The sequence below is a fragment of the Salmonella sp. SSDFZ69 genome, assembly GCF_004010755.1.
Classification (GTDB): Bacteria; Pseudomonadota; Gammaproteobacteria; order Enterobacterales; family Enterobacteriaceae; genus Salmonella; species Salmonella enterica.
Window position 1 is genome coordinate 2,943,172 of record NZ_CP034831.1, and the last position, 19,124, is coordinate 2,962,295.

Below are 19,124 nucleotides of genomic sequence, written 5' to 3' on the forward strand. Positions count from 1 at the left end.
GGCTTCAGCCGCGTCTTGCACGCTGGATATCGCGAATCCGCTGTTTTTCCGCTCGCGCCATCAGGTACCAGGCAATAAATCCGACGATTCCTACCACGCCGAGGATTAACGTCGCCAGCGCGTTGATTTCCGGGTTCACGCCCATGCGCACGCTGGAGAAAACCAGCATCGGTAGCGTGGTGGCACCGGGACCGGAAACGAAGCTGGCAATCACCAGATCGTCAAGGGAGAGCGTAAAGGCCAACAGCCAGCCCGAGATCACCGCTGGCATGATCATCGGTAACGTAATGACGAAAAAGACCTTCAACGGCACCGCGCCAAGATCCATCGCCGCCTCTTCAATCGAACGATCCAGTTCGCGTAATCGCGAAGCGATCACCACTGCCACGTAGGCGGTACAGAACGTGACGTGCGCCAACCAGATGGTCAGCATCCCGCGATCGGAGGGCCAGCCGATAGCATGACCGAGCGCGACAAACAGCAACAGCAGCGACAGCCCGGTAATCACATCCGGCATCACCAGCGGCGCGGTGATCATAAACGCAAAGCCGTTTGCGCCGCGAAATCGTCCAAATCGCACCATCACCACCGCGGCGATAGTACCGAGCACCGCCGCCATCGTCGCCGCGCAGGCGGCAATTGTCAGGCTTAGTCCCACTGCGCTCATCATGGCGGTATCCCGAAAGAGCTCGCCATACCAGCGCGTCGACCATCCCGCCCACACCGTCACCAGCTTCGAACTGTTAAACGAGTAAATCACCAACATTAACATCGGCGCATAGAGAAAAGTAAACCCCAGCACCAGAATCAGAATGCGCCAGGGCGAGCGAACGACCGGTAAGTTATTCATCCATGCTCCCCCACACTTTTTTGCTGATGTTTATGGAACCACATGATCGGTACTATCAGCAGCAGCAACATAATAATGGCGACCGCAGAAGCCACCGGCCAGTCGCGGTTATTGAAAAACTCCTGCCACAGAACGCGACCAATCATGATACTGTCCGGCCCGCCAAGCAGTTCCGGGATCACAAACTCGCCCACCGCCGGGATAAAAACCAGCATCGAGCCGGCGATGATTCCGCCTTTGGTGAGCGGGACAATGATGCTAAAAAATGTTTTCAGCGGTCGGGCGCCGAGATCCAGCGACGCTTCCACCAGCGAATAATCAATACGCGTTAATGCGGTATAAATGGGCAGAACCATAAACGGCAGATACGCATAAACAATGCCGATATAGACGGCCAGGTTAGTGTGCAGGATCGTCAGCGGCTGATCGATAACCCCTAGCCACAGCAACACATTGTTCAGCACACCGTTGTTTTTCAAAATGCCCATCCAGGCATAGACGCGTATTAAAAAAGACGTCCACGAGGGCAGGATCACCAACAGCAGCAGGATATTGCGCGTGGAGGGCTTGCTGTGCGCCACCGCCCACGCCAGCGGGTAGCCCAGCAGCAGGCAGCAGATTGTGGAAATACCGGCAATTTGTAACGATTGCAGATAGGCTTCGAAATAAAGCGGATCGTCGGTCAGTTGCAAAAAATTACCGAGATTGAGCGTAATCGACAACTGACCGTCAGCCCATTCCAGCAGATCGGTATACGGCGGGATCGCCCGCGCCATTTCCGCCAGGCTTATCTTAAAGACGATAAGAAACGGCAATAAAAACAGCAGAATGAGCCAGATATAAGGCAAAGCAATAACCAGCTTACGCCCATGTTTCATTTGCATTCGCGCCAACCATAGCGCCGCGCCGCCAGGTTTACTGATGCGTGCCGGAGGTTCAAGTGTGCTCATGTTTCCCCCTTATACCGTCAGGACCACGCAGCTATCCGCTTCCCAGCACAAACGCACTTCATCGCCCCAGGTCGGTAACCCTTTCCGGTAACGGTGCGCATTCTGCAGTTGAGCGCTGATCATCTGCCCGCTTTTTAGCCGCACATGATAAATAGACAGATCGCCGAGATACGCAATATGCGCCACTTCGCCGACGGCGAAATTATAGCCATCGGCAGGCGGCGACTCACACAGCATGATTTTTTCCGGACGTAGCGCCACATATACCGGCACATTATCAACGACAGAGGCATCTGCATCGACTTTTAACGGATGAACCAAACCAGGCGCGTCAATGACCAGACCGTCCTCTTCACGCGCTTTCAGTAAGCCCTCAAAAACATTTACCGATCCGATAAATTCGGCGCTGTAGCGGGTCGTCGGATGCTCGTAAATCTCCTCCGGTTCGCCAATTTGCACAAATTTTCCACGGTTCATGATGGCAATGCGCCCCGCCATCGTCATCGCTTCTTCCTGATCGTGCGTCACCATGACGCAGGTCACGCCGACGCGCTCAAGGATATCCACCACTTCAAGCTGCATCCGGTCGCGTAATTTTTTATCCAGCGCGCCCATCGGTTCATCCAACAAGAGCAGCTTAGGACGTTTCGCCAGGCTGCGCGCCAGGGCCACGCGCTGACGCTGACCGCCGGAAAGCTGATGCGGCTTACGTTTTGCAAACTCCTGCATGTGCACCAGACCCAGCATCTCATTGACGCGGCTGGTAATCTCCGCCTTCGGCAGTTTGTCCTGCTTCAGACCAAAAGCGATGTTCTGCTCTACCGTCATATGCGGAAACAACGCATAGGACTGAAACATCATATTAATCGGACGCTGATACGGCGGAACATGCGCCAGATCGACGCCGTCGAGCATAATTTGCCCGCTGCTCGGCGGTTCAAAACCTGCCAGCATCCGTAGCAGAGTCGATTTTCCACAACCTGACGCGCCCAGCAGGGCAAAAATCTCGCCTTTATAGATAGTCAGACTGACATCATCGACAGCATGTTGCCCGTCGAATGACTTCGTCAGGTTGCGAATTTCCAGAAGCGGCGTCAGCGCTTTACGGGTTTTCACCTGCGGGCGGTGGGGGACATCATTCACAAGGCGCTCTCCGGCATAACACAATCAAACGATACAAACGGTGGAATGCCCGATAGCGCACGCTTATCAGGCCATACCGTTAATCAATTACTTACCGCTTTTCACCTTCGTCCATGCGCGGGTGCGGACGCGATCAATCTTCGGCTCCTGCACTTTCAGGGTAAACAACTTGGCCCGCACATCCGCCGGCGGATAAATTCCCGGGTTATCGCGCACCTGCTGGCTGACCAGCGCCGTCGCCTCTTTATTCGCATTGGCGTAGAAAACGTGATCGGAAATATGGGCAATCACATCAGGGCGCAGCAGATAATTAAGGAACTGGTAGGCCTCGTCTTTATTTTTGGCGTCAGCCGGCATGGCAAACACATCAAAAAACGCCATTGCCCCCTCTTTGGGGATCGAGAAAGAGATATTGACGCCATTTTTCGCCTCTTTCGCCCGGTTAGCGGCCTGCCAGACATCGCCCGCCCAGCCGATGGCCACACAGGTATCGCCATTAGCCAGATCGTTAATGTATTGCGAGGAGTGGAAATAGCGAATGTTTGGCCGTAGCTTCAACAACAGATCGGTTGCCGGGCCGGTGTAGTCATCCGCTTTGCTGCTATTCGGATCTTTACCCAGATAATTCAGCACGGTGGCAAAAATTTCTTCAGGCGCATCAAGGAAAGAGACGCCGCAGCTTTTTAGCTTCTCCAGATTTTCCGGCTTGAGGACTAAATCCCAGCTATTCACTGGCGCATCATCCCCCAGCACCGCTTTCACTTTATCAACGTTATAGCCAATGCCCGTCGTGGCCCACATATAGGGCATGGCGTATTTGTTGTCAGGATCGTGCTTCGCTACCAGTTTCAGCAGTTCAGGATCGAGGTTTTTCCAGCCGGGAAGTTTGCTTTTATCCAGCGGCTGAAAAACGCCCGCGGTGAGCTGGCGCTCAAGAAAACTGGCCGATGGCACCACCAGATCGAACCCGGTGCTGCCTGCCATTAACTTGCCTTCCAGCACTTCGTTAGAGTCAAAGACATCATAGATAACGTTAATCCCGGTCTCTTTTTCAAAGTTCGCCACCGTGTCCGGCGCGATATAATCTGACCAGTTATAAATGTGCAGCGTTTTTTGTTCGGCAGCGAGCGTGCCGACAGAGACGACCATCAGAGCACCCGCAACCAGACCCGATAGCCATTTTTTCTTTAAGGCGGTCATCATCGCTTTCCTTCTGAAATCCGTTAACAAATGAACCCATTAGGCGTGGTTTAAAACATGCCTGAAATGTGCATACCTTTTCATTTGATACAAATGAAGAAGAGAGGTCGCCCTCCCTGCCATCAAGCTCGCTATAGAAGCTTCGCAAGAATAACTTTAGCTAAGGTTTGAGGCTATAGCCCAGATTAAAAAACGCCTTTTATCAATTTTTTATGCAGGTTTTGTCTATGTGATAAAGCGAAATGGTCAGAAAGGAGGTGAATAATTCTTTAAATAAAGGTTAATAGCAGCATAAAAAAACGTAAACAGCAGCCGCGCTGGCAGCGACTGCCTGATTATCGGAAGGGATTAGTGAAGAAAATGGTCAACCGCGCTGGTTTTTTGCGCGTCTTCTTCCGCGTTAAACAGAAGCTGATGCGCCCCGGCCTCAAGGATCACCATAGAAATCTGCTCTTCACTTTGGCGAACAAACCATTCGAACTGTTCGTAGGTGACGCCTTGCATAACGGATAAAGACTGGCACACAACCAGTTTTGGCAGATTATCATCCTGCATATCGAGAAAGGCTTTTACCGTCAACGAACTGGCGTTGATAGCAGAGAGATCGGCCGCCAGCGGCAGCAACGCGGAAGGCCTGACCTCCGCCATCGCGGAAAAAAGAATGGTGTTGTCCACCAAATCGATTTTAGCATCGTAGACGCCGTCAAAATTCTGCATATGCGGCAAATGCAGCGCCTGGCAGGTATCACATTCGAAGAAATTCATGCCCAGGTCGTCGAGCCATTGACGCAACGTATCCAGAGTGGGAACGACCAGTGATATCATAATAATGTGCTACCTCTTACGATGACGATGAAAAAATTACCGGCACAGCTTACGCAAAAAGCGTGCTTCGTACTACGGCGGAATCCACGATTGCGATTAGCCGCCGATTTTAAGGCAAAATTCAGGCGTAGCGTGACGTTCTATCCACTGAATCATTCGCCCCGCGATATCCACGCCCGTAGTCTTTTCGATACCTTCCAGTCCCGGCGAGGCATTCACCTCCATCACCAGCGGCCCGCGCGCGGCGCGTAAAATATCGACGCCCGCCACATCCAGCCCCAGCGTCTGTGCGGCTTTGATGGCGATATCCCGTTCACGGGGCGTGATCGTCGCGATGCTGGCCACCCCGCCGCGATGAAGATTGGAGCGAAAATCACCGGCTTTCGCGCACCGCTCAATCGCCGCCACAACCTCATTGCCGACGACCAGACAACGAATATCGCATCCTTTAGCTTCGCCAATGTATTCCTGAACCAGGATATGGGCATTCAGCCCCCGAAACGCATCAATAACGCTTTCAGCAGCCTGACGCGTCTCCGCCAATACCACGCCGATCCCTTGCGTGCCTTCTACCAGCTTCACGACCAGCGGCGCCCCGCCAACCATCTTAATAAGATCGCTGGTATCATCCGGCGAATGGGCGATCCCGGTAATGGGAAGATCGATCCCCTGGCGCGCCAGAAGTTGTAGCGATCGCAGCTTATCGCGCGCGCGGGTAATGGCGACGGATTCATTCAGCGGATAGCTACCCAGTAGCTCAAACTGACGTAGCGCAGCGGTACCATAAAAGGTAATGGCCGAACCAATACGGGGAATAACGGCGTCAAAATGAGGCAGACGACGCCCCTTGTAATGGATCGACGACGCAGCCGGATTAATATTCATATAGCAGGAAAGAGGATCGAGTATCTCGACCAGATGGCCGCGCCGCATCGCCGCTTCGCGCAGACGTTTGCAAGAATAGAGCGTTCCATCCCTGGACAATATGGCAATTTTCACCCTGCACCTCGCTGAAAACCCTGAAAAGCCCGCGTATCATACACTGGCCCGCAGGTTTTAGCGCGTCGCCCAGCCCTGTTTATGCAAATATTCAAGGATAAATGGGCGATTTTCTTTAATCAGGGTGCGACGGATATGATCGCTCCAGGTATCGCGTCGCGTATTACTGCCGCGGGTCAGATAATACTCAGCCAACTGCTCGTCATAGCGCGCCAGCAGCTTTTCATCAAGCGGTTGATACTGGTTCTCATGAACCACAAGCTCGGCAGGCAGGCGCGGCTTCAGATCCGGATTATCCGCAGGCCATCCCAAACACAGGCCAAAGAGCGGCAATACATGCTTCGGCAATTTTAACAGTTCGGTAACAGACTCAATATTGTTACGGATGCCGCCGATATACACGCCGCCTAATCCCAGTGATTCCGCCGCCGTCAACGCATTTTGCCCCATCATCGCCGTATCGACGACACCGAGCAGCAGTTGTTCGGCAAGCCCCAACTGCGCGTCAGGACAGATCTGCAAATGACGATTAAAATCGGCGCAAAATACCCAGAACTCAGCGGCCTGCGCCACATGCTTTTGCCCGCCCGTCAGGGGCACTAACGCCTCGCGCAGCGCCCGATCGGTAATACGGATAATAGAGCTGCACTGTAAAAAACTGGAACTGGACGTGCTGCGCGCGGCGGCAATAATGGCCTCTCGCTGCGCGTCAGTCACGGGTTCATCGGTGAAATGGCGAATAGAACGATGGCCACAAAGAAGTTCAATGGTCGGACTCATTATGCTTTTCTCTATCTGAACGGGAAGAAATGTCGGGTGGACGTTTCATCAACTGCGGCGCCAGTAACTGCGCAATACGCCACATCATCGCCACCGCGGCGGGGAGGATCAACACGACGCCGAGGAAAACCATCAATACGCCAGCCAGCGGCGTATTGAACGGCGCGGGCAGCGTAAGGTAATGATTAAGCGATAGCAGAGCAAGCGCCAGCAAAATCATACCGAGGCATTCCAGTATCAGTACGCTTTTGGGTAACACGCCAATCGTGCGCATATCAAGCCTCCCGGTTAACTGACGCACAGTGTAGAACGTTCTGGTCCGGCGTGCTTAACAGATATAGCCCTGGGTTATCAAAGGAACAGGCGTAACCTGCTTTTCATCTGCCGTAAATCGCGGCATGATAACACCTGTTCGCCGTCTGGCTTTATGTTCGAGGAGAGATATGTTTACTGTTATTTTTGGCCGCCCAGGGTGCCCTTATTGCGTGCGTGCAAAAGAGTTGGCGGAAAAACTGAGCAAAGAACGCGACGATTTCAACTACCGCTATATTGATATCCATGCTGAAGGCATTACTAAAGCGGATTTGGAAAAAACCGTAGGTAAACCTGTAGAAACCGTACCGCAGATTTTTGTCGATCAAAAACATATCGGCGGCTGTACGGATTTTGAAGCATGGGCAAAAGAAAATCTGAATCTTTTCGCCTGATTGCTCTGGCAACGCCCTCTACCGGAGGGCGCTATCGGCGTTTTTTTCGCCGGTGGCTAAACAGGCTGCTAATAAACAAATAGCAGAGCGCGCCTAACGCACACCAGAATACGGCGCTAAATAACCACGCCAGTTCTTGCCAAAACGATCGGGTAGGCATAAATACCACGCGCATTAACACCAGGCAAAACGGCGCCGCCAGCATCGCCCCGATCAGCGGTCGGATCACCTCGCGTCGGTGAGAACAAAAACTGGCCACCGCACCAGGCAACGTAAAAAATAACAGTCCAATCTCAGGATGCCCTGCCGCGCGAAAAGCGCCTTGTACATGCATAGTTAATGAAAGACACACCACAATAAAGAGTACAAAGCAGCAGACAACGCTTGCCCACCCGTGTTTATGTTTCAATCGTTCCTCCTGACACTCTCTATCGAACACGCTTTCCGCCGTGAGGCATCCAGTCAGATAAAGTCATGTGGCATTCCATGCCAAAAACACACCTGCACGATTCTTATAGCCGTTAGTACGCAATAAGATTAAACTAGCAGGATATATTGTTGTGTTGTTTTTATTTGGATGCTGTATGCAATACGATTGCACCCTTAATTCATGATAAAAACAGTAGCGTAAATTACCATTTCTTTCAACAGCTTACTCGTAAACAAGAAGTTAGTCTCCGTGAATATAAACGTCGCAGATTTGTTAAATGGGAATTACATCCTGTTATTATTTGTGGTCCTGGCTCTTGGCCTGTGTCTTGGCAAGTTACGTCTGGGTTCAGTCCAACTTGGTAATTCCATTGGCGTTTTAGTGGTCTCTCTATTATTAGGGCAGCAACACTTCAGTATTAACACCGACGCGCTAAATCTGGGATTTATGCTGTTTATTTTTTGTGTCGGCGTCGAGGCTGGCCCCAACTTTTTTTCGATTTTTTTTCGCGACGGTAAAAACTATCTGATGCTTGCCCTGGTCATGGTCGGTAGCGCTCTGCTAATCGCCTTAGGCCTTGGTAAGCTATTCGGCTGGGATATCGGCCTGACGGCCGGTATGCTGGCCGGTTCAATGACATCCACGCCCGTGCTGGTTGGCGCAGGCGATACCCTGCGACATTCCGGCATCGCCAGCACCCAACTCTCCTCCGCTCTTGATAATCTGAGCCTGGGCTATGCCCTGACCTATCTGATTGGGTTGGTCAGTCTGATCGTGGGCGCGCGCTACTTGCCTAAACTGCAGCATCAGGATTTGCAAACCAGCGCCCAGCAAATTGCTCGCGAGCGCGGTCTGGATACCGATGCTAATCGCAAGGTTTATTTGCCGGTTATCCGCGCCTATCGGGTTGGTCCGGAACTGGTGGCCTGGACTGATGGTAAAAACCTGCGCGAGCTGGGTATTTACCGCCAGACAGGCTGCTATATCGAACGTATTCGTCGTAACGGTATTCTGGCGAACCCGGATGGCGATGCGGTGCTGCAAATGGGCGATGAGATTGCGCTGGTCGGCTATCCGGACGCGCACGCCAGGCTCGATCCCAGCTTCCGTAATGGTAAGGAAGTGTTTGATCGCGATCTGCTTGATATGCGCATCGTAACGGAAGAAATTGTGGTGAAAAACCACAATGCGGTCGGTCGCCGCCTCGCTCAGCTCAAGCTGACCGATCATGGCTGCTTCCTTAACCGCGTCATCCGCAGCCAGATCGAAATGCCTATCGACGATAACGTCGTGCTGAATAAAGGCGACGTGTTACAGGTGAGCGGCGACGCCAGACGCGTAAAAACCATTGCCGATCGCATTGGTTTTATTTCAATCCATAGTCAGGTGACGGACCTGCTCGCCTTCTGCGCTTTTTTTATCATCGGGTTAATGATCGGGATGATTACCTTCCAGTTCAGCAATTTTAGTTTCGGCATCGGCAACGCGGCCGGATTGCTGTTCGCCGGGATCATGCTCGGTTTCCTGCGCGCTAACCATCCTACCTTTGGTTATATTCCGCAGGGCGCGCTTAATATGGTGAAAGAATTCGGCTTGATGGTGTTTATGGCAGGCGTTGGTTTAAGCGCCGGCAGCGGTATCAGTAACGGTCTGGGCGCGGTCGGCGGACAAATGCTGATCGCCGGGCTTGTCGTCAGCCTGGTACCGGTGGTGATCTGCTTCTTGTTTGGCGCTTATGTGCTGCGCATGAACCGGGCGCTGCTGTTCGGCGCCATGATGGGCGCGCGTACCTGCGCCCCGGCGATGGAAATCATTAGCGATACGGCGCGCAGTAATATTCCAGCGCTGGGTTATGCGGGGACTTACGCCATCGCCAACGTTCTGCTAACGCTGGCGGGGACGCTTATTGTCATCATCTGGCCGGGGTTAGGATAAAACTGAAGTTTGCCTTTAAGTGAAAAAATTTTGCCAATAGGTCGAACTTTTCGTTAAAGCATCAGTCATACCTATTGCCACTGCTTTTCTTTGATGTCCCCATTTTGTGGAGCCCATCAACCCCGCCATTTCGGTTCAAGGTTGGTGGGTTTTTTGTTGCCTGACGCAGAGTGACACGACATTGACGCTCCGGCGATTCGCTTTACCATCTGTAAAATCGCTTCACGCGCCAGCGGCGTTCGATCCGTTACAAAATGCAGCGTCATCCCCTCGATAAACGCATCCAGCGCGCGGGCGGTCTGCGCGTCAAACCACTGCGCCAGCGTATTCTGGCTACGCTGCATCCAGTTTTGCATGACTATTTTTAACGCTGGCTTATCGCTGGCATAGGCATATAACTGATACATTAACGCCATATTATCCGGCGTCGTAACCTGCGAGCCGTAAATCATTTCCGTTATCGCCTGGCACGCCCCCTCCGCATCCGTCACCTGCGCAAAAAAATCCTGGTATTGACGCGACATGTTCTCGGTGAAAAGTGTAAAAGCTTCACTCAATAACGCATCCATACCGGCAAAATAGTAGGTCATCGAGCCAAGCGGCACCTGAGCGATAGCGGCGATTTTCCGGTGCGTCACGGCATGAACGCCATAGGTCTTTACCGCTTCCAGTGTGGCCTGAATTATTTTTTCCCGTCGCTTAGGATCATTGGCGCGTCTTACGGCATTTTCTTTCATGATGAGTTCCACATCTCATTCAGGATGCAGGCGATAGTAGCCTGCCGCTTACGCTGAAAAAACAGACAGTAAAAACTGTCTGCACAACGAAGTATGACGACGATATGTACAAATGTACACAAGCTTGCTAATGTTTACCTCTCGCTTCTATTTTCTGGCCTGACGCTATGACCGTCCTCTCCTCACGTAACGCCTTAAAACGCCGTACCTGGGCGCTGTTTATGTTCTTCTTTTTACCCGGACTGCTGATGGCCTCCTGGGCAACCCGAACGCCTGCTATTCGGGATATTCTTTCCGTCTCTACCGCGGAAATGGGGGCGGTCTTATTCGGGCTTTCTATCGGTTCAATGAGCGGTATTCTTTGTTCCGCCTGGCTGGTGAAACGATTTGGCACCCGGAAGGTTATTCGCACGACGATGACCTGCGCAGTAACCGGGATGGTTATTCTTAGCGTCGCGCTGTGGTGCGCCTCGCCGCTGATTTTTGCCCTTGGATTAGCCGTTTTCGGCGCCAGTTTTGGCGCAGCCGAAGTGGCGATTAATGTCGAAGGCGCGGCGGTCGAACGCGAGCTGAATAAAACCGTTCTGCCGATGATGCATGGTTTCTACAGTTTCGGCACGCTGGCGGGCGCTGGTGTCGGCATGGCGTTAACCGCATTAAGCGTCCCGGCTAACATCCATATCATCCTCGCGGCTGCCGTGGCGATCGCGCCCATTTTTATCGCCATTCGGGCGATCCCTGACGGTACGGGTAAAAACGCATCGGAAGATGCTCACCTTCAGGAAAAAGGATTACCTTTTTATCGGGACATCCAGCTTTTGCTTATTGGCGTGGTGGTGCTGGCAATGGCATTCGCCGAAGGCTCTGCGAATGACTGGCTGCCGCTACTGATGGTAGACGGACACGGTTTTAGCCCAACCTCCGGCTCTCTGATCTACGCCGGTTTCACGCTTGGTATGACCGTTGGCCGCTTTACCGGCGGCTGGTTTATTGACCGCTATAGCCGGGTGACGGTTGTTCGCGCCAGCGCGTTGATGGGAGCGCTGGGCATTGGCCTGATTATTTTTGTCGATAGCGACTGGGTCGCCGGCGTCTCGGTCATTCTTTGGGGCTTAGGCGCTTCGCTCGGCTTCCCGCTGACCATTTCCGCCGCCAGCGATACCGGTCCCGACGCGCCGACGCGCGTGAGCGTTGTCGCCACGACCGGCTATCTGGCGTTTTTGGTCGGGCCGCCGCTGTTGGGCTATCTGGGAGAGCATTATGGATTACGCAGCGCCATGATGGTTGTGCTGGCGCTGGTTATTCTGGCGGCGCTGGTGGCGAAGGCCGTCGCCAAACCTGTATCGACTCCGCAACCGGTGATGGAGCATAACGCATGAGTATCAAATTAATCGCCGTCGACATGGACGGCACTTTTCTGAGCGATCAAAAAACCTATAACCGTGACCGGTTTATGGCGCAGTACCAACAAATGAAGCGGCAAGGCATTCGCTTTGTCGTGGCCAGCGGCAACCAGTATTACCAGTTAATCTCGTTCTTTCCGGAAATTGCGCACGAAATCGCTTTTGTCGCGGAAAACGGCGGTTGGGTGGTCAGCGAAGGAGAGGATATTTTTAACGGCGAGCTGACAAAAGCCGACTTCCAGACGGTTGTCGAACACCTGCTCACACGCGCCGATGTGGAGATTATCGCCTGTGGAAAAAACAGCGCCTATACGCTGAAACGGTACAACGATGCGTTAAAAGCCGTTGCGGCAATGTATTATCATCGTCTGGAGTTTGTGGATAATTTTAATAACATCAACGATGTCTTTTTCAAATTCGGCCTTAATATTACCGATGAACGGATACCGGAAGTACAGGCGGCGCTGCACGACGCCATTGGCGATATCATGGTCCCCGTTCATACCGGCTATGGCAGTATTGATTTAATAATTCCCGGCGTGCATAAAGCCAACGGCCTGCGTCTGTTACAGCAGCGCTGGGGCATTCATGATAGTGAAGTGGTGGTATTCGGCGACGGCGGCAACGATATTGAGATGCTGCGTCAGGCCGGGTTTAGTTTTGCCATGTCGCACGCCAGCGAAGCGGTCGCGGCGGCGGCGAAATACCGCGCCGGATCGAACAACCAGGAAGGCGTGCTGGATATCATCGACAGCGTATTAAACAACGAGCCGCCGCTTAACATCTAGCGGATGCCTCTCTATGCCTGATAACAGAAAGCTTATCAGGCGTAGCCGCTCTCTCAGACTGTTTGCAAATTCCCCGTCCGCTTATCTTTTAAGAAGACCAGCATCAGCAGTAGCCAAAGAATACCGTTTGCCAGATTAAACAGGCTAAATAGCCCATTGCCGCCGCTTAACCAGGCGTGTTTACTGACTTCAATGCCAACGGTAAAAATCAGCATTTGTAGCATTCCCATCGCCGCCGAGACCGTTCCTTTACTCATATCGCTGGAAAAGAGCGTCAGACGCACCAGTCCGGCATTCGCCAGCCCAATGCCAAAAGCGTATACGCTTAATCCCGCCGTCATCCATAAATAAGCATGGGATGAAACCACCGTCGCCGCCGCGGCGATGATCAGCCCCGCGACGATAGGCCAGCCGCCCATCACGATCAGCGAGCGAACCGTACGTCGGGAGGTTAAACGCGCCAACACCAGATTACCGGCAATGAGCGCGCCAAAAACGGGCACCTGCAGCAGACCATATTCATAGCTGCTGAGCTGTTCGCCGCTAATGATGATAATCGGCGACTGCGCAATCCAGGCCAACAGCGGCAGGCTGACAAATCCCAGCGCTAACGCCCCTGCGACGAACCGCCGGTTTTTTATCACCAGCCGATAGTCACGGCCCAGCGCCTTAAATGACAACGTTTCGCCCCGCCGCGTGGCGGTCTCCGGCATTGCGCGCTGTAGCCCGAAAAAGGCGATAGCGGCCAGTGCGGCAAATAAAATAAACATCCCCTCCCACGGCAGAACATGCACCCATGCCGCCCCAACCAGTGGTCCCAGTAGCGGCGCGATTAACGCCACGTTCGCCATCAGCGCGGTAATTTTTATACACACCGCCTCCTCAAAGGATTCCTGAATCGCGGCATACCCTACAGCGCCGATAAAACACAGGCTAATCCCTTGCAAAAAACGCAGGAAGGTAAATTGTTCGATGTTTTTCGCCAGTAACGTCGCCAGGCAGGTGACAATAAACCACACGACGCCCGCCAGCATCACGGGACGACGGCCAATCCGGTCAGACAACGGGCCAAGCAGCCACTGTAAGAACATACCGCCCGCCAGATAAGCGGTCATGGACGTCGGAACCCAGTCCAGGCCCGCCTGATACTGCTCAACCACCGCCAGCATACCCGGCTGGATCATGTCGTTGCCAATATAAGTAGAAAATTCGTACAGCACCAGACAGAGAGGAAAAAGCAGCGCCTGACGTCCCAGCCTGCCGCCTGATTGTAAACGATTCTGCATACCATCTCTTCGCCAATAAAAACCGCGCAGAGTGTAATGAAAGTCGGGGAACTGAGATAGCGAATTATGAGGCTGCAAGGGAAATAGCGCACATTTTTACAGAAAGCCGCTTAGCGCTTGCGTACTTTAAGGTTAATTTAAGTTTGCGCCGTTATCATCGACATTATTTTATGCCATTGTCTTAAATCTCTTCATGTTGCCGCCAAATAAGACAATACTGCTTTTCCTCCCTGTTACGCTGCATTTATGCTCAGTTTGCACGGGGATGAGCTGGCTATCCCTTTTGATTTCATTGCTCCGAGCCTGGATGTTATGCTGGAAAACCTTAACAACTCGCTGTTTTATTTTATTAACGCCACGCCTGATTCCGCGCAGTGGATAATTTCGCTCGCTATCTTTATCGCCAAAGATGTCATCAACATCGTCCCGCTCTTAGCCGTGGTACTCTGGCTGTGGGGGCCCCGCGATCGGGTCTGCGCCCAGCGCCAGCTGATCGTTAAAATCGGCATCGCGCTGATTATCAGTCTGGCGGTCTCCTGGACAATGGGACACCTTTTCCCGCACGACCGTCCGTTTGTCGATCATATCGGCTATAACTTCCTGCATCATGCCGCCGATGACTCGTTCCCCAGCGATCACGGTACGGTGATTTTTACCTTTGCGCTGGCGTTTTTGTTCTGGCACCGCCTCTGGTCAGGCATCGTGATGATGGCGATAGCCATGACCATCGCCTGGTCGCGCGTCTATCTCGGCGTACACTGGCCGTTAGATATGATTGGCGCGCTGCTGGTAGCGATGCTTGGCTGCCTGAGCGCACAGCTGATCTGGCAATGGTACGGCGCGCCGCTCTACCAGGCGCTGCAACGTTGTTACCGTTTCTGTTTCGCATTGCCCATTCGAAAAGGCTGGGTACGTGACTAAATAGCGAAAAAAAGAGTAATATTAAGCGCTCTGTATGGTGCGGAGCGCTTATTTAACTCTCCAGGGGAACTATGGAAACGCGACGCGACGAGCGTATTGGTCAATTGCTGCAGGCCTTAAAACGCAGCGATAAACTTCATCTTAAAGAAGCCGCGACCCTGTTGGGCGTCTCTGAAATGACCATTCGTCGCGACCTGAACCATAAAAGCGCGCCTGTCGTATTGCTGGGCGGCTATATCGTACTGGAGCCCCGCAGCGCCAGTCATTATCTGTTAAGCGATCAAAAATCTCGTCTGGTGGAAGAAAAACGCCGAGCCGCTCAGTTGGCTGCGGGCCTGGTACAAGCGCATCAGACGGTATTTATTGACTGCGGCACCACCACGCCGTGGATCATTGAAGCCATTGATAATGACCTTCCCTTTACGGCGGTGTGCTATTCACTTAATACCTTTCTGGCGCTGCAGGACAAACCCCATTGCCGCGCCATCCTGAGCGGCGGGGAGTTTCACGCCAGCAACGCCATTTTCAAGCCGCTTGATTTCCATGAAACGTTAAACAATATTTGTCCGGATATCGCGTTTTATTCCGCCGCCGGCGTTCATACCAGTAAAGGCGCTACCTGCTTTAATCTGGAAGAGCTGCCGGTAAAACATTGGGCAATGACAATGGCACAGAGCCATGTACTGGTGGTGGATCACAGTAAATTCGGCAAGGTACGTCCGGCGCGGATGGGGGAATTATCACGCTTTGATACGATTATCAGCGACCGCCGTCCCGATGAGGCCTTTGTGGCCTACGCTAAAGCGCAACAAATTACTCTGATGTATTAACCGCCCGTTGCCGGATGCGACGCGCACCCGGCAATGGGGTTATTTTACGAGAACCAACTGCCAAACCACTGATGGAGTTTCATCAGCACAAAATCCCACATCCGGCTGAAAAATCCCCCCTCCTCGACGTTTTCCATCACCATTAACGGGCGTTGCTCAATGGATTTTCCGTTAAGCTGGAAATCGATGGTGCCGACAACCTGCCCTTTCTTCAACGGCGCCGTGAGCTGTGGTTCGTTCAACGTAAAGCTGGCCTTCAGGTTTTTAAGCTGCCCACGCGGAATCGTCACAGACCCCGCATCGCCCGCCCCCAAATTGACCTCACGCTTATCGCCAAACCAGACCCGTTGCGTCACGAATGTCGCGTCAGGTTTAATCGGCGTGACCGTTTCAAAGAAACGGAAACCCCAGGTCAGCAGTTTTTCTGACTCATTAAAACGAATACGGTCCGTTTTCGCCCCCAGCACGACAGAGATCAGGCGCATATCGCCCTGGGTGGCGGAGGCGACAAGGTTATATCCAGCCCCTGCCGTTGTCCCCGTTTTCATGCCGTCGACATGCAGATTGGTGCTCCACAACAGGCGGTTGCGGTTCGGTTGACGAATATTATTAAAAGTAAATTCTTTCTCTTTATGAATGGCGTATTCGTCAGGCACATCGTGAATCAAGGCCTTGCCGAGCAACGCCATATCGCGAGCGGTACTGAACTGCCCTGGCGCATCAAGACCGTGTACCGTCTGGAAGGTTGTATTCGTTAATCCCAGTCGTTTCGCATAAGCGTTCATCAGGCCGATAAAGGACTCCTGGCTTCCGGCGACGTAGTCGGCAAGCGCGATACAGGCATCATTACCTGACTGAATGATGATGCCTTTATTAAGATCCGCAACCGACACCTGATCGCCTGGCTTCAGAAACATCACCGACGACCCACGTAGCGCCGGGTTCCCCGTCGCCCAGGCATCTTTGCCCACCGTCACCATATCGGTCAGCTTGATTTTCCCTGCCTTCAGCGCCTGGCCCACCACGTAGCTGGTCATAATTTTTGTCAAACTGGCAGGGTCGAGTTTCTCATCGGCGTTGCCTTCCGCCAGTACTTTACCGCTGGCGTAATCCATTAAGATCCAGGCTCGCGCATCAACGCCCGGCGGCGCGATCGTTTGTTCCTCTGCCTTTACAGGCGAAGCGAAAAGGAATAAGAGAACCGAACCTGCCGCGAGGCTACGAAGGGAAGAAGCGTATTGCGTCATAGTACCACCCGAGTATCCATTCCAAAAACACACGTCACACCACCGTGTAATAAGTGCGGTGAGTAATAACGCACTCACGACGTTAAAGAAACCGTAACTTGGTAAAGTTTTTAAAGTTTATGCAATAACATCCCGTTACGCTTCCTTCATAACGATTTTTTTACAGACCATTGTGTAAATGTTAGGTTTATCTCACGGTAGGCCGATTACTGTCATCATCCTGATAAAACAGAAGGGGTTAATATGATTACGCTGTGGGGCCGGAACAACTCGACTAATGTTAAAAAAGTGTTGTGGACGCTTGAAGAGCTGGAACTGCCATACGATCAAATTCTGGCAGGCGGAAAATACGGCGTTAACCAGGATGCCGACTATCTGGCGATGAATCCTAATGGGCTGGTGCCGCTGCTTAAAGATGATGAAACCGACCTGTTATTGTGGGAATCCAATGCCATTGTCCGCTATCTGGCGGCGCAATACGGCCAGAACCGGCTATGGGTTGATAATCCGGCGCGGCGTGCGGAGGGCGAAAAATGGATGGACTGGGCGAATCAAACGTTAAGCCCGGCGCACCGTGTGATCCTGATGGGACTGGTCAGAACCCCGCCGGAAAAACGCGACCAGGCGGCAATTGAAGCCGGTATCGAAAAGTGTGATGGCCTGTTTGCGCTTCTTGATGATGCTCTGGCCCACCAGCCGTGGTTTTCCGGGGATAACTTTGGCACCGGCGATATCGCTATTGCGCCTTTCGTCTATAACCTGCTGAACGTGGATCTGAAATGGACGCCGCGCCCGAATCTGGAGCGCTGGTATCAGCAGCTTACCGAGCGCCCTGCTTTTCGCAAAGTGGTGATGATCCCGGTGACCTAACGCGTGGCTGCAGGACTTACCTTGAGTAACTGCCCGTCGGACTCATCGGTTAACACATATAAGTAGCCGTCAGGTCCGACACGCACATCCCGAATACGCTGCTTTCTGTCACCCAGAATACGGCCTTCTTCCGTCACCGTATTGCCATCGACGCGCATCACAATGACCTCTTTATCTTTTAGCGCGCCGATAAACAGTTTGTGCCGCCACGGCGCAAAAACGTCGCTGGCATAAAAAGCCATCCCGCTGATCGCCGGAGAATCCTTCCAGTAGTAAACCGGTTGCTCCGTTCCCTCGACAATTTCACCTTTGGCTTCCGGCACTTTCAGACCACTATAGTTGACGCCCCATGTGGCCAGCGGCCAGCCATAATTTTTGCCTTTTTCCGGGATGTTAATTTCATCGCCGCCGCGCGGACCGTGTTCATGCAGCCATAGCGCGCCGCTCCAGGGATTGATGGCCAGCCCCTGCGGATTACGAATACCGTAAGACCAGATTTCCGGACGCGCGCCCGCCTGATGCACAAACGGATTATCCGGCGGAATTTCGCCCTGCCCGGTCAGGCGCACCAGCTTACCCTGTAATTTATCCAAATCCTGCGCGGTAGCGCGCTGGTTATTTTCACCCAGGGCAATAAAAAGAAACCCTTGCGCATCGAATACCATACGTCCGCCGAAATGGTTGCCGGTAGACAGCTTAGGCATCTGGCGAAACACGGTACGAAAATGCTCCAGACGCTGAAGATCGTCGCTCAGCCGTCCAAAACCGACTGCCGTACCGGCGTTTCCTTCGCGGTCAGCTTCAGCATAGCTCAGCCAGACGCGGCGCGACTGGGCAAAGTCAGGCGCCAGCACGACGTCCAGCAAACCTCCCTGCCCGTTTGCCCACACTTTCGGTACGCCAGCCAGCGGATCGGAAAGTCCCCGCCCCGCCTGCCAGTGGCGCAGTTGTCCCCCTTTCAGGGTAATGAGCATTCCACGGTTATCCGGCAAAAAAGCCAGCGACCACGGGTGATCGAGTCGGGTTTGCAGCACCTCAACGTTCACCGGCGCAAGATTGGCGTTCGCCCATGAAGAGAAAAGAGAGAATGAAACTATCGCGAGAAGTATTCGACGCATACCGCCTCCTTCAGGGCTCTGCGTTAAAGCGTAGTCAGCATCGCAAGAGGTCGGTTTATTTTTACAAAACATTAAGCGGAGCGGTCCGGTAAAAAGGGGGAGTCG

General features: G+C 53.0%; 20 protein-coding genes. 7 read left to right on the forward strand and 13 right to left on the reverse strand.

All coding sequences use genetic code 11. The annotated features are described in order from the left end of the window. Positions 1 to 4 precede the first annotated feature (4 nt). The 8 genes from potI to EOS98_RS14815 all read right to left on the reverse strand — a co-directional run bounded on the left by potI (position 5) and on the right by EOS98_RS14815 (position 7,021). Positions 5 to 850, reverse strand: a complete 846-nt coding sequence (potI, locus tag EOS98_RS14780) for a putrescine ABC transporter permease PotI (protein WP_061378475.1) — start codon at positions 848 to 850, stop codon at positions 5 to 7. Continuing rightward, on the reverse strand, positions 847 to 1,800 hold the full coding sequence (potH, locus tag EOS98_RS14785; RefSeq protein WP_000105453.1) for a putrescine ABC transporter permease PotH: 954 nt from the start codon (positions 1,798 to 1,800) through the stop codon (positions 847 to 849). Before potH ends, potI begins: the two co-directional genes overlap by 4 nt. A gap of 9 nt (positions 1,801 to 1,809) precedes the next feature. Further along, the gene (gene potG / locus EOS98_RS14790; RefSeq protein WP_001000698.1) at positions 1,810 to 2,943 is read right to left on the reverse strand and encodes a putrescine ABC transporter ATP-binding subunit PotG; all 1,134 of its coding nucleotides are present in this window, start codon (positions 2,941 to 2,943) and stop codon (positions 1,810 to 1,812) included. An 87-nt stretch (positions 2,944 to 3,030) separates the two neighbouring features. Continuing rightward, positions 3,031 to 4,143 (reverse strand): spermidine/putrescine ABC transporter substrate-binding protein PotF, encoded by a 1,113-nt coding sequence (gene potF, locus EOS98_RS14795; RefSeq protein ID WP_000125769.1) that lies wholly within the window; start codon positions 4,141 to 4,143, stop codon positions 3,031 to 3,033. 348 nt (positions 4,144 to 4,491) lie between these two features. Then, positions 4,492 to 4,968: a YbjN domain-containing protein gene (locus tag EOS98_RS14800; protein WP_000624810.1), complete on the reverse strand. Its 477-nt coding sequence runs from the start codon at positions 4,966 to 4,968 to the stop codon at positions 4,492 to 4,494. A 96-nt stretch (positions 4,969 to 5,064) separates the two neighbouring features. Next, the gene (gene rimK, locus EOS98_RS14805) at positions 5,065 to 5,967 is read right to left on the reverse strand and encodes a 30S ribosomal protein S6--L-glutamate ligase (RefSeq protein WP_126524166.1); all 903 of its coding nucleotides are present in this window, start codon (positions 5,965 to 5,967) and stop codon (positions 5,065 to 5,067) included. Between the two features lie 57 nt (positions 5,968 to 6,024). Further along, on the reverse strand, positions 6,025 to 6,747 hold the full coding sequence (gene nfsA, locus EOS98_RS14810; protein ID WP_000075300.1) for a nitroreductase NfsA: 723 nt from the start codon (positions 6,745 to 6,747) through the stop codon (positions 6,025 to 6,027). Next, complete coding sequence (locus tag EOS98_RS14815; protein WP_001259131.1) at positions 6,731 to 7,021, reverse strand: YbjC family protein; 291 nt, start codon at positions 7,019 to 7,021, stop codon at positions 6,731 to 6,733. The genes nfsA and EOS98_RS14815 overlap by 17 nt, the downstream gene beginning before the upstream one ends. Positions 7,022 to 7,190: 169 nt before the next feature. On the opposite strand from EOS98_RS14815, the gene EOS98_RS14820 reads away from it, so the two are divergent. Continuing rightward, the gene (locus EOS98_RS14820; protein ID WP_000495513.1) at positions 7,191 to 7,454 is read left to right on the forward strand and encodes a GrxA family glutaredoxin; all 264 of its coding nucleotides are present in this window, start codon (positions 7,191 to 7,193) and stop codon (positions 7,452 to 7,454) included. Between the two features lie 31 nt (positions 7,455 to 7,485). Here EOS98_RS14820 and EOS98_RS14825 read toward each other — a convergent pair whose 3' ends face one another. Next, positions 7,486 to 7,863 (reverse strand): inner membrane protein YbjM, encoded by a 378-nt coding sequence (locus tag EOS98_RS14825; protein WP_000680850.1) that lies wholly within the window; start codon positions 7,861 to 7,863, stop codon positions 7,486 to 7,488. Between the two features lie 270 nt (positions 7,864 to 8,133). On the opposite strand from EOS98_RS14825, the gene EOS98_RS14830 reads away from it, so the two are divergent. Further along, entirely contained in the window at positions 8,134 to 9,819 is a 1,686-nt protein-coding gene (locus EOS98_RS14830) for an aspartate:alanine antiporter (protein WP_001024853.1), read from the forward strand. Between the two features lie 116 nt (positions 9,820 to 9,935). On the opposite strand, the gene EOS98_RS14840 is transcribed toward EOS98_RS14830, so the two are convergent. Then, the gene (locus tag EOS98_RS14840) at positions 9,936 to 10,556 is read right to left on the reverse strand and encodes a TetR/AcrR family transcriptional regulator (protein ID WP_000661870.1); all 621 of its coding nucleotides are present in this window, start codon (positions 10,554 to 10,556) and stop codon (positions 9,936 to 9,938) included. Positions 10,557 to 10,723: 167 nt separating this feature from the next. Between EOS98_RS14840 and EOS98_RS14845 the strand changes: the two genes are divergently transcribed. After that, entirely contained in the window at positions 10,724 to 11,935 is a 1,212-nt protein-coding gene (locus EOS98_RS14845) for an MFS transporter (protein WP_000217430.1), read from the forward strand. Continuing rightward, positions 11,932 to 12,747, forward strand: a complete 816-nt coding sequence (locus EOS98_RS14850) for a Cof-type HAD-IIB family hydrolase (protein WP_126524167.1) — start codon at positions 11,932 to 11,934, stop codon at positions 12,745 to 12,747. The genes EOS98_RS14845 and EOS98_RS14850 overlap by 4 nt, the downstream gene beginning before the upstream one ends. A 53-nt stretch (positions 12,748 to 12,800) precedes the next feature. Here EOS98_RS14850 and EOS98_RS14855 read toward each other — a convergent pair whose 3' ends face one another. After that, a complete protein-coding gene (locus EOS98_RS14855; RefSeq protein WP_001181284.1) occupies positions 12,801 to 14,033 on the reverse strand; it encodes an MFS transporter in 1,233 nt (410 codons plus the stop codon). Positions 14,034 to 14,345: 312 nt separating this feature from the next. Between EOS98_RS14855 and ybjG the strand changes: the two genes are divergently transcribed. Together ybjG and deoR are read left to right on the forward strand one after the other, a co-directional pair. Continuing rightward, on the forward strand, positions 14,346 to 14,954 hold the full coding sequence (gene ybjG / locus EOS98_RS14860) for an undecaprenyl-diphosphate phosphatase (protein ID WP_001520197.1): 609 nt from the start codon (positions 14,346 to 14,348) through the stop codon (positions 14,952 to 14,954). Positions 14,955 to 15,025: 71 nt separating this feature from the next. Next, positions 15,026 to 15,784 carry a DNA-binding transcriptional repressor DeoR gene (gene deoR / locus EOS98_RS14865; RefSeq protein ID WP_000450106.1) on the forward strand — a complete coding sequence of 253 codons (759 nt, stop codon included), beginning with the start codon at positions 15,026 to 15,028 and terminating at the stop codon, positions 15,782 to 15,784. A 44-nt stretch (positions 15,785 to 15,828) separates the two neighbouring features. Here the strand turns inward: deoR and dacC are convergent, their stop codons facing one another. After that, positions 15,829 to 17,031, reverse strand: coding sequence for a serine-type D-Ala-D-Ala carboxypeptidase (dacC, locus tag EOS98_RS14870; protein ID WP_000195712.1), 1,203 nt, complete (start codon positions 17,029 to 17,031; stop codon positions 15,829 to 15,831). Positions 17,032 to 17,274: 243 nt separating this feature from the next. Between dacC and EOS98_RS14875 the strand changes: the two genes are divergently transcribed. Then, positions 17,275 to 17,901, forward strand: a complete 627-nt coding sequence (locus EOS98_RS14875) for a glutathione S-transferase family protein (protein WP_001628729.1) — start codon at positions 17,275 to 17,277, stop codon at positions 17,899 to 17,901. Here the strand turns inward: EOS98_RS14875 and EOS98_RS14880 are convergent. Next, positions 17,898 to 19,019: a PQQ-dependent sugar dehydrogenase gene (locus EOS98_RS14880; RefSeq protein WP_001252730.1), complete on the reverse strand. Its 1,122-nt coding sequence runs from the start codon at positions 19,017 to 19,019 to the stop codon at positions 17,898 to 17,900. The two genes, EOS98_RS14875 and EOS98_RS14880, sit on opposite strands and share 4 nt — an antisense overlap. Between the last annotated feature and the right edge of the window lie 105 nt (positions 19,020 to 19,124).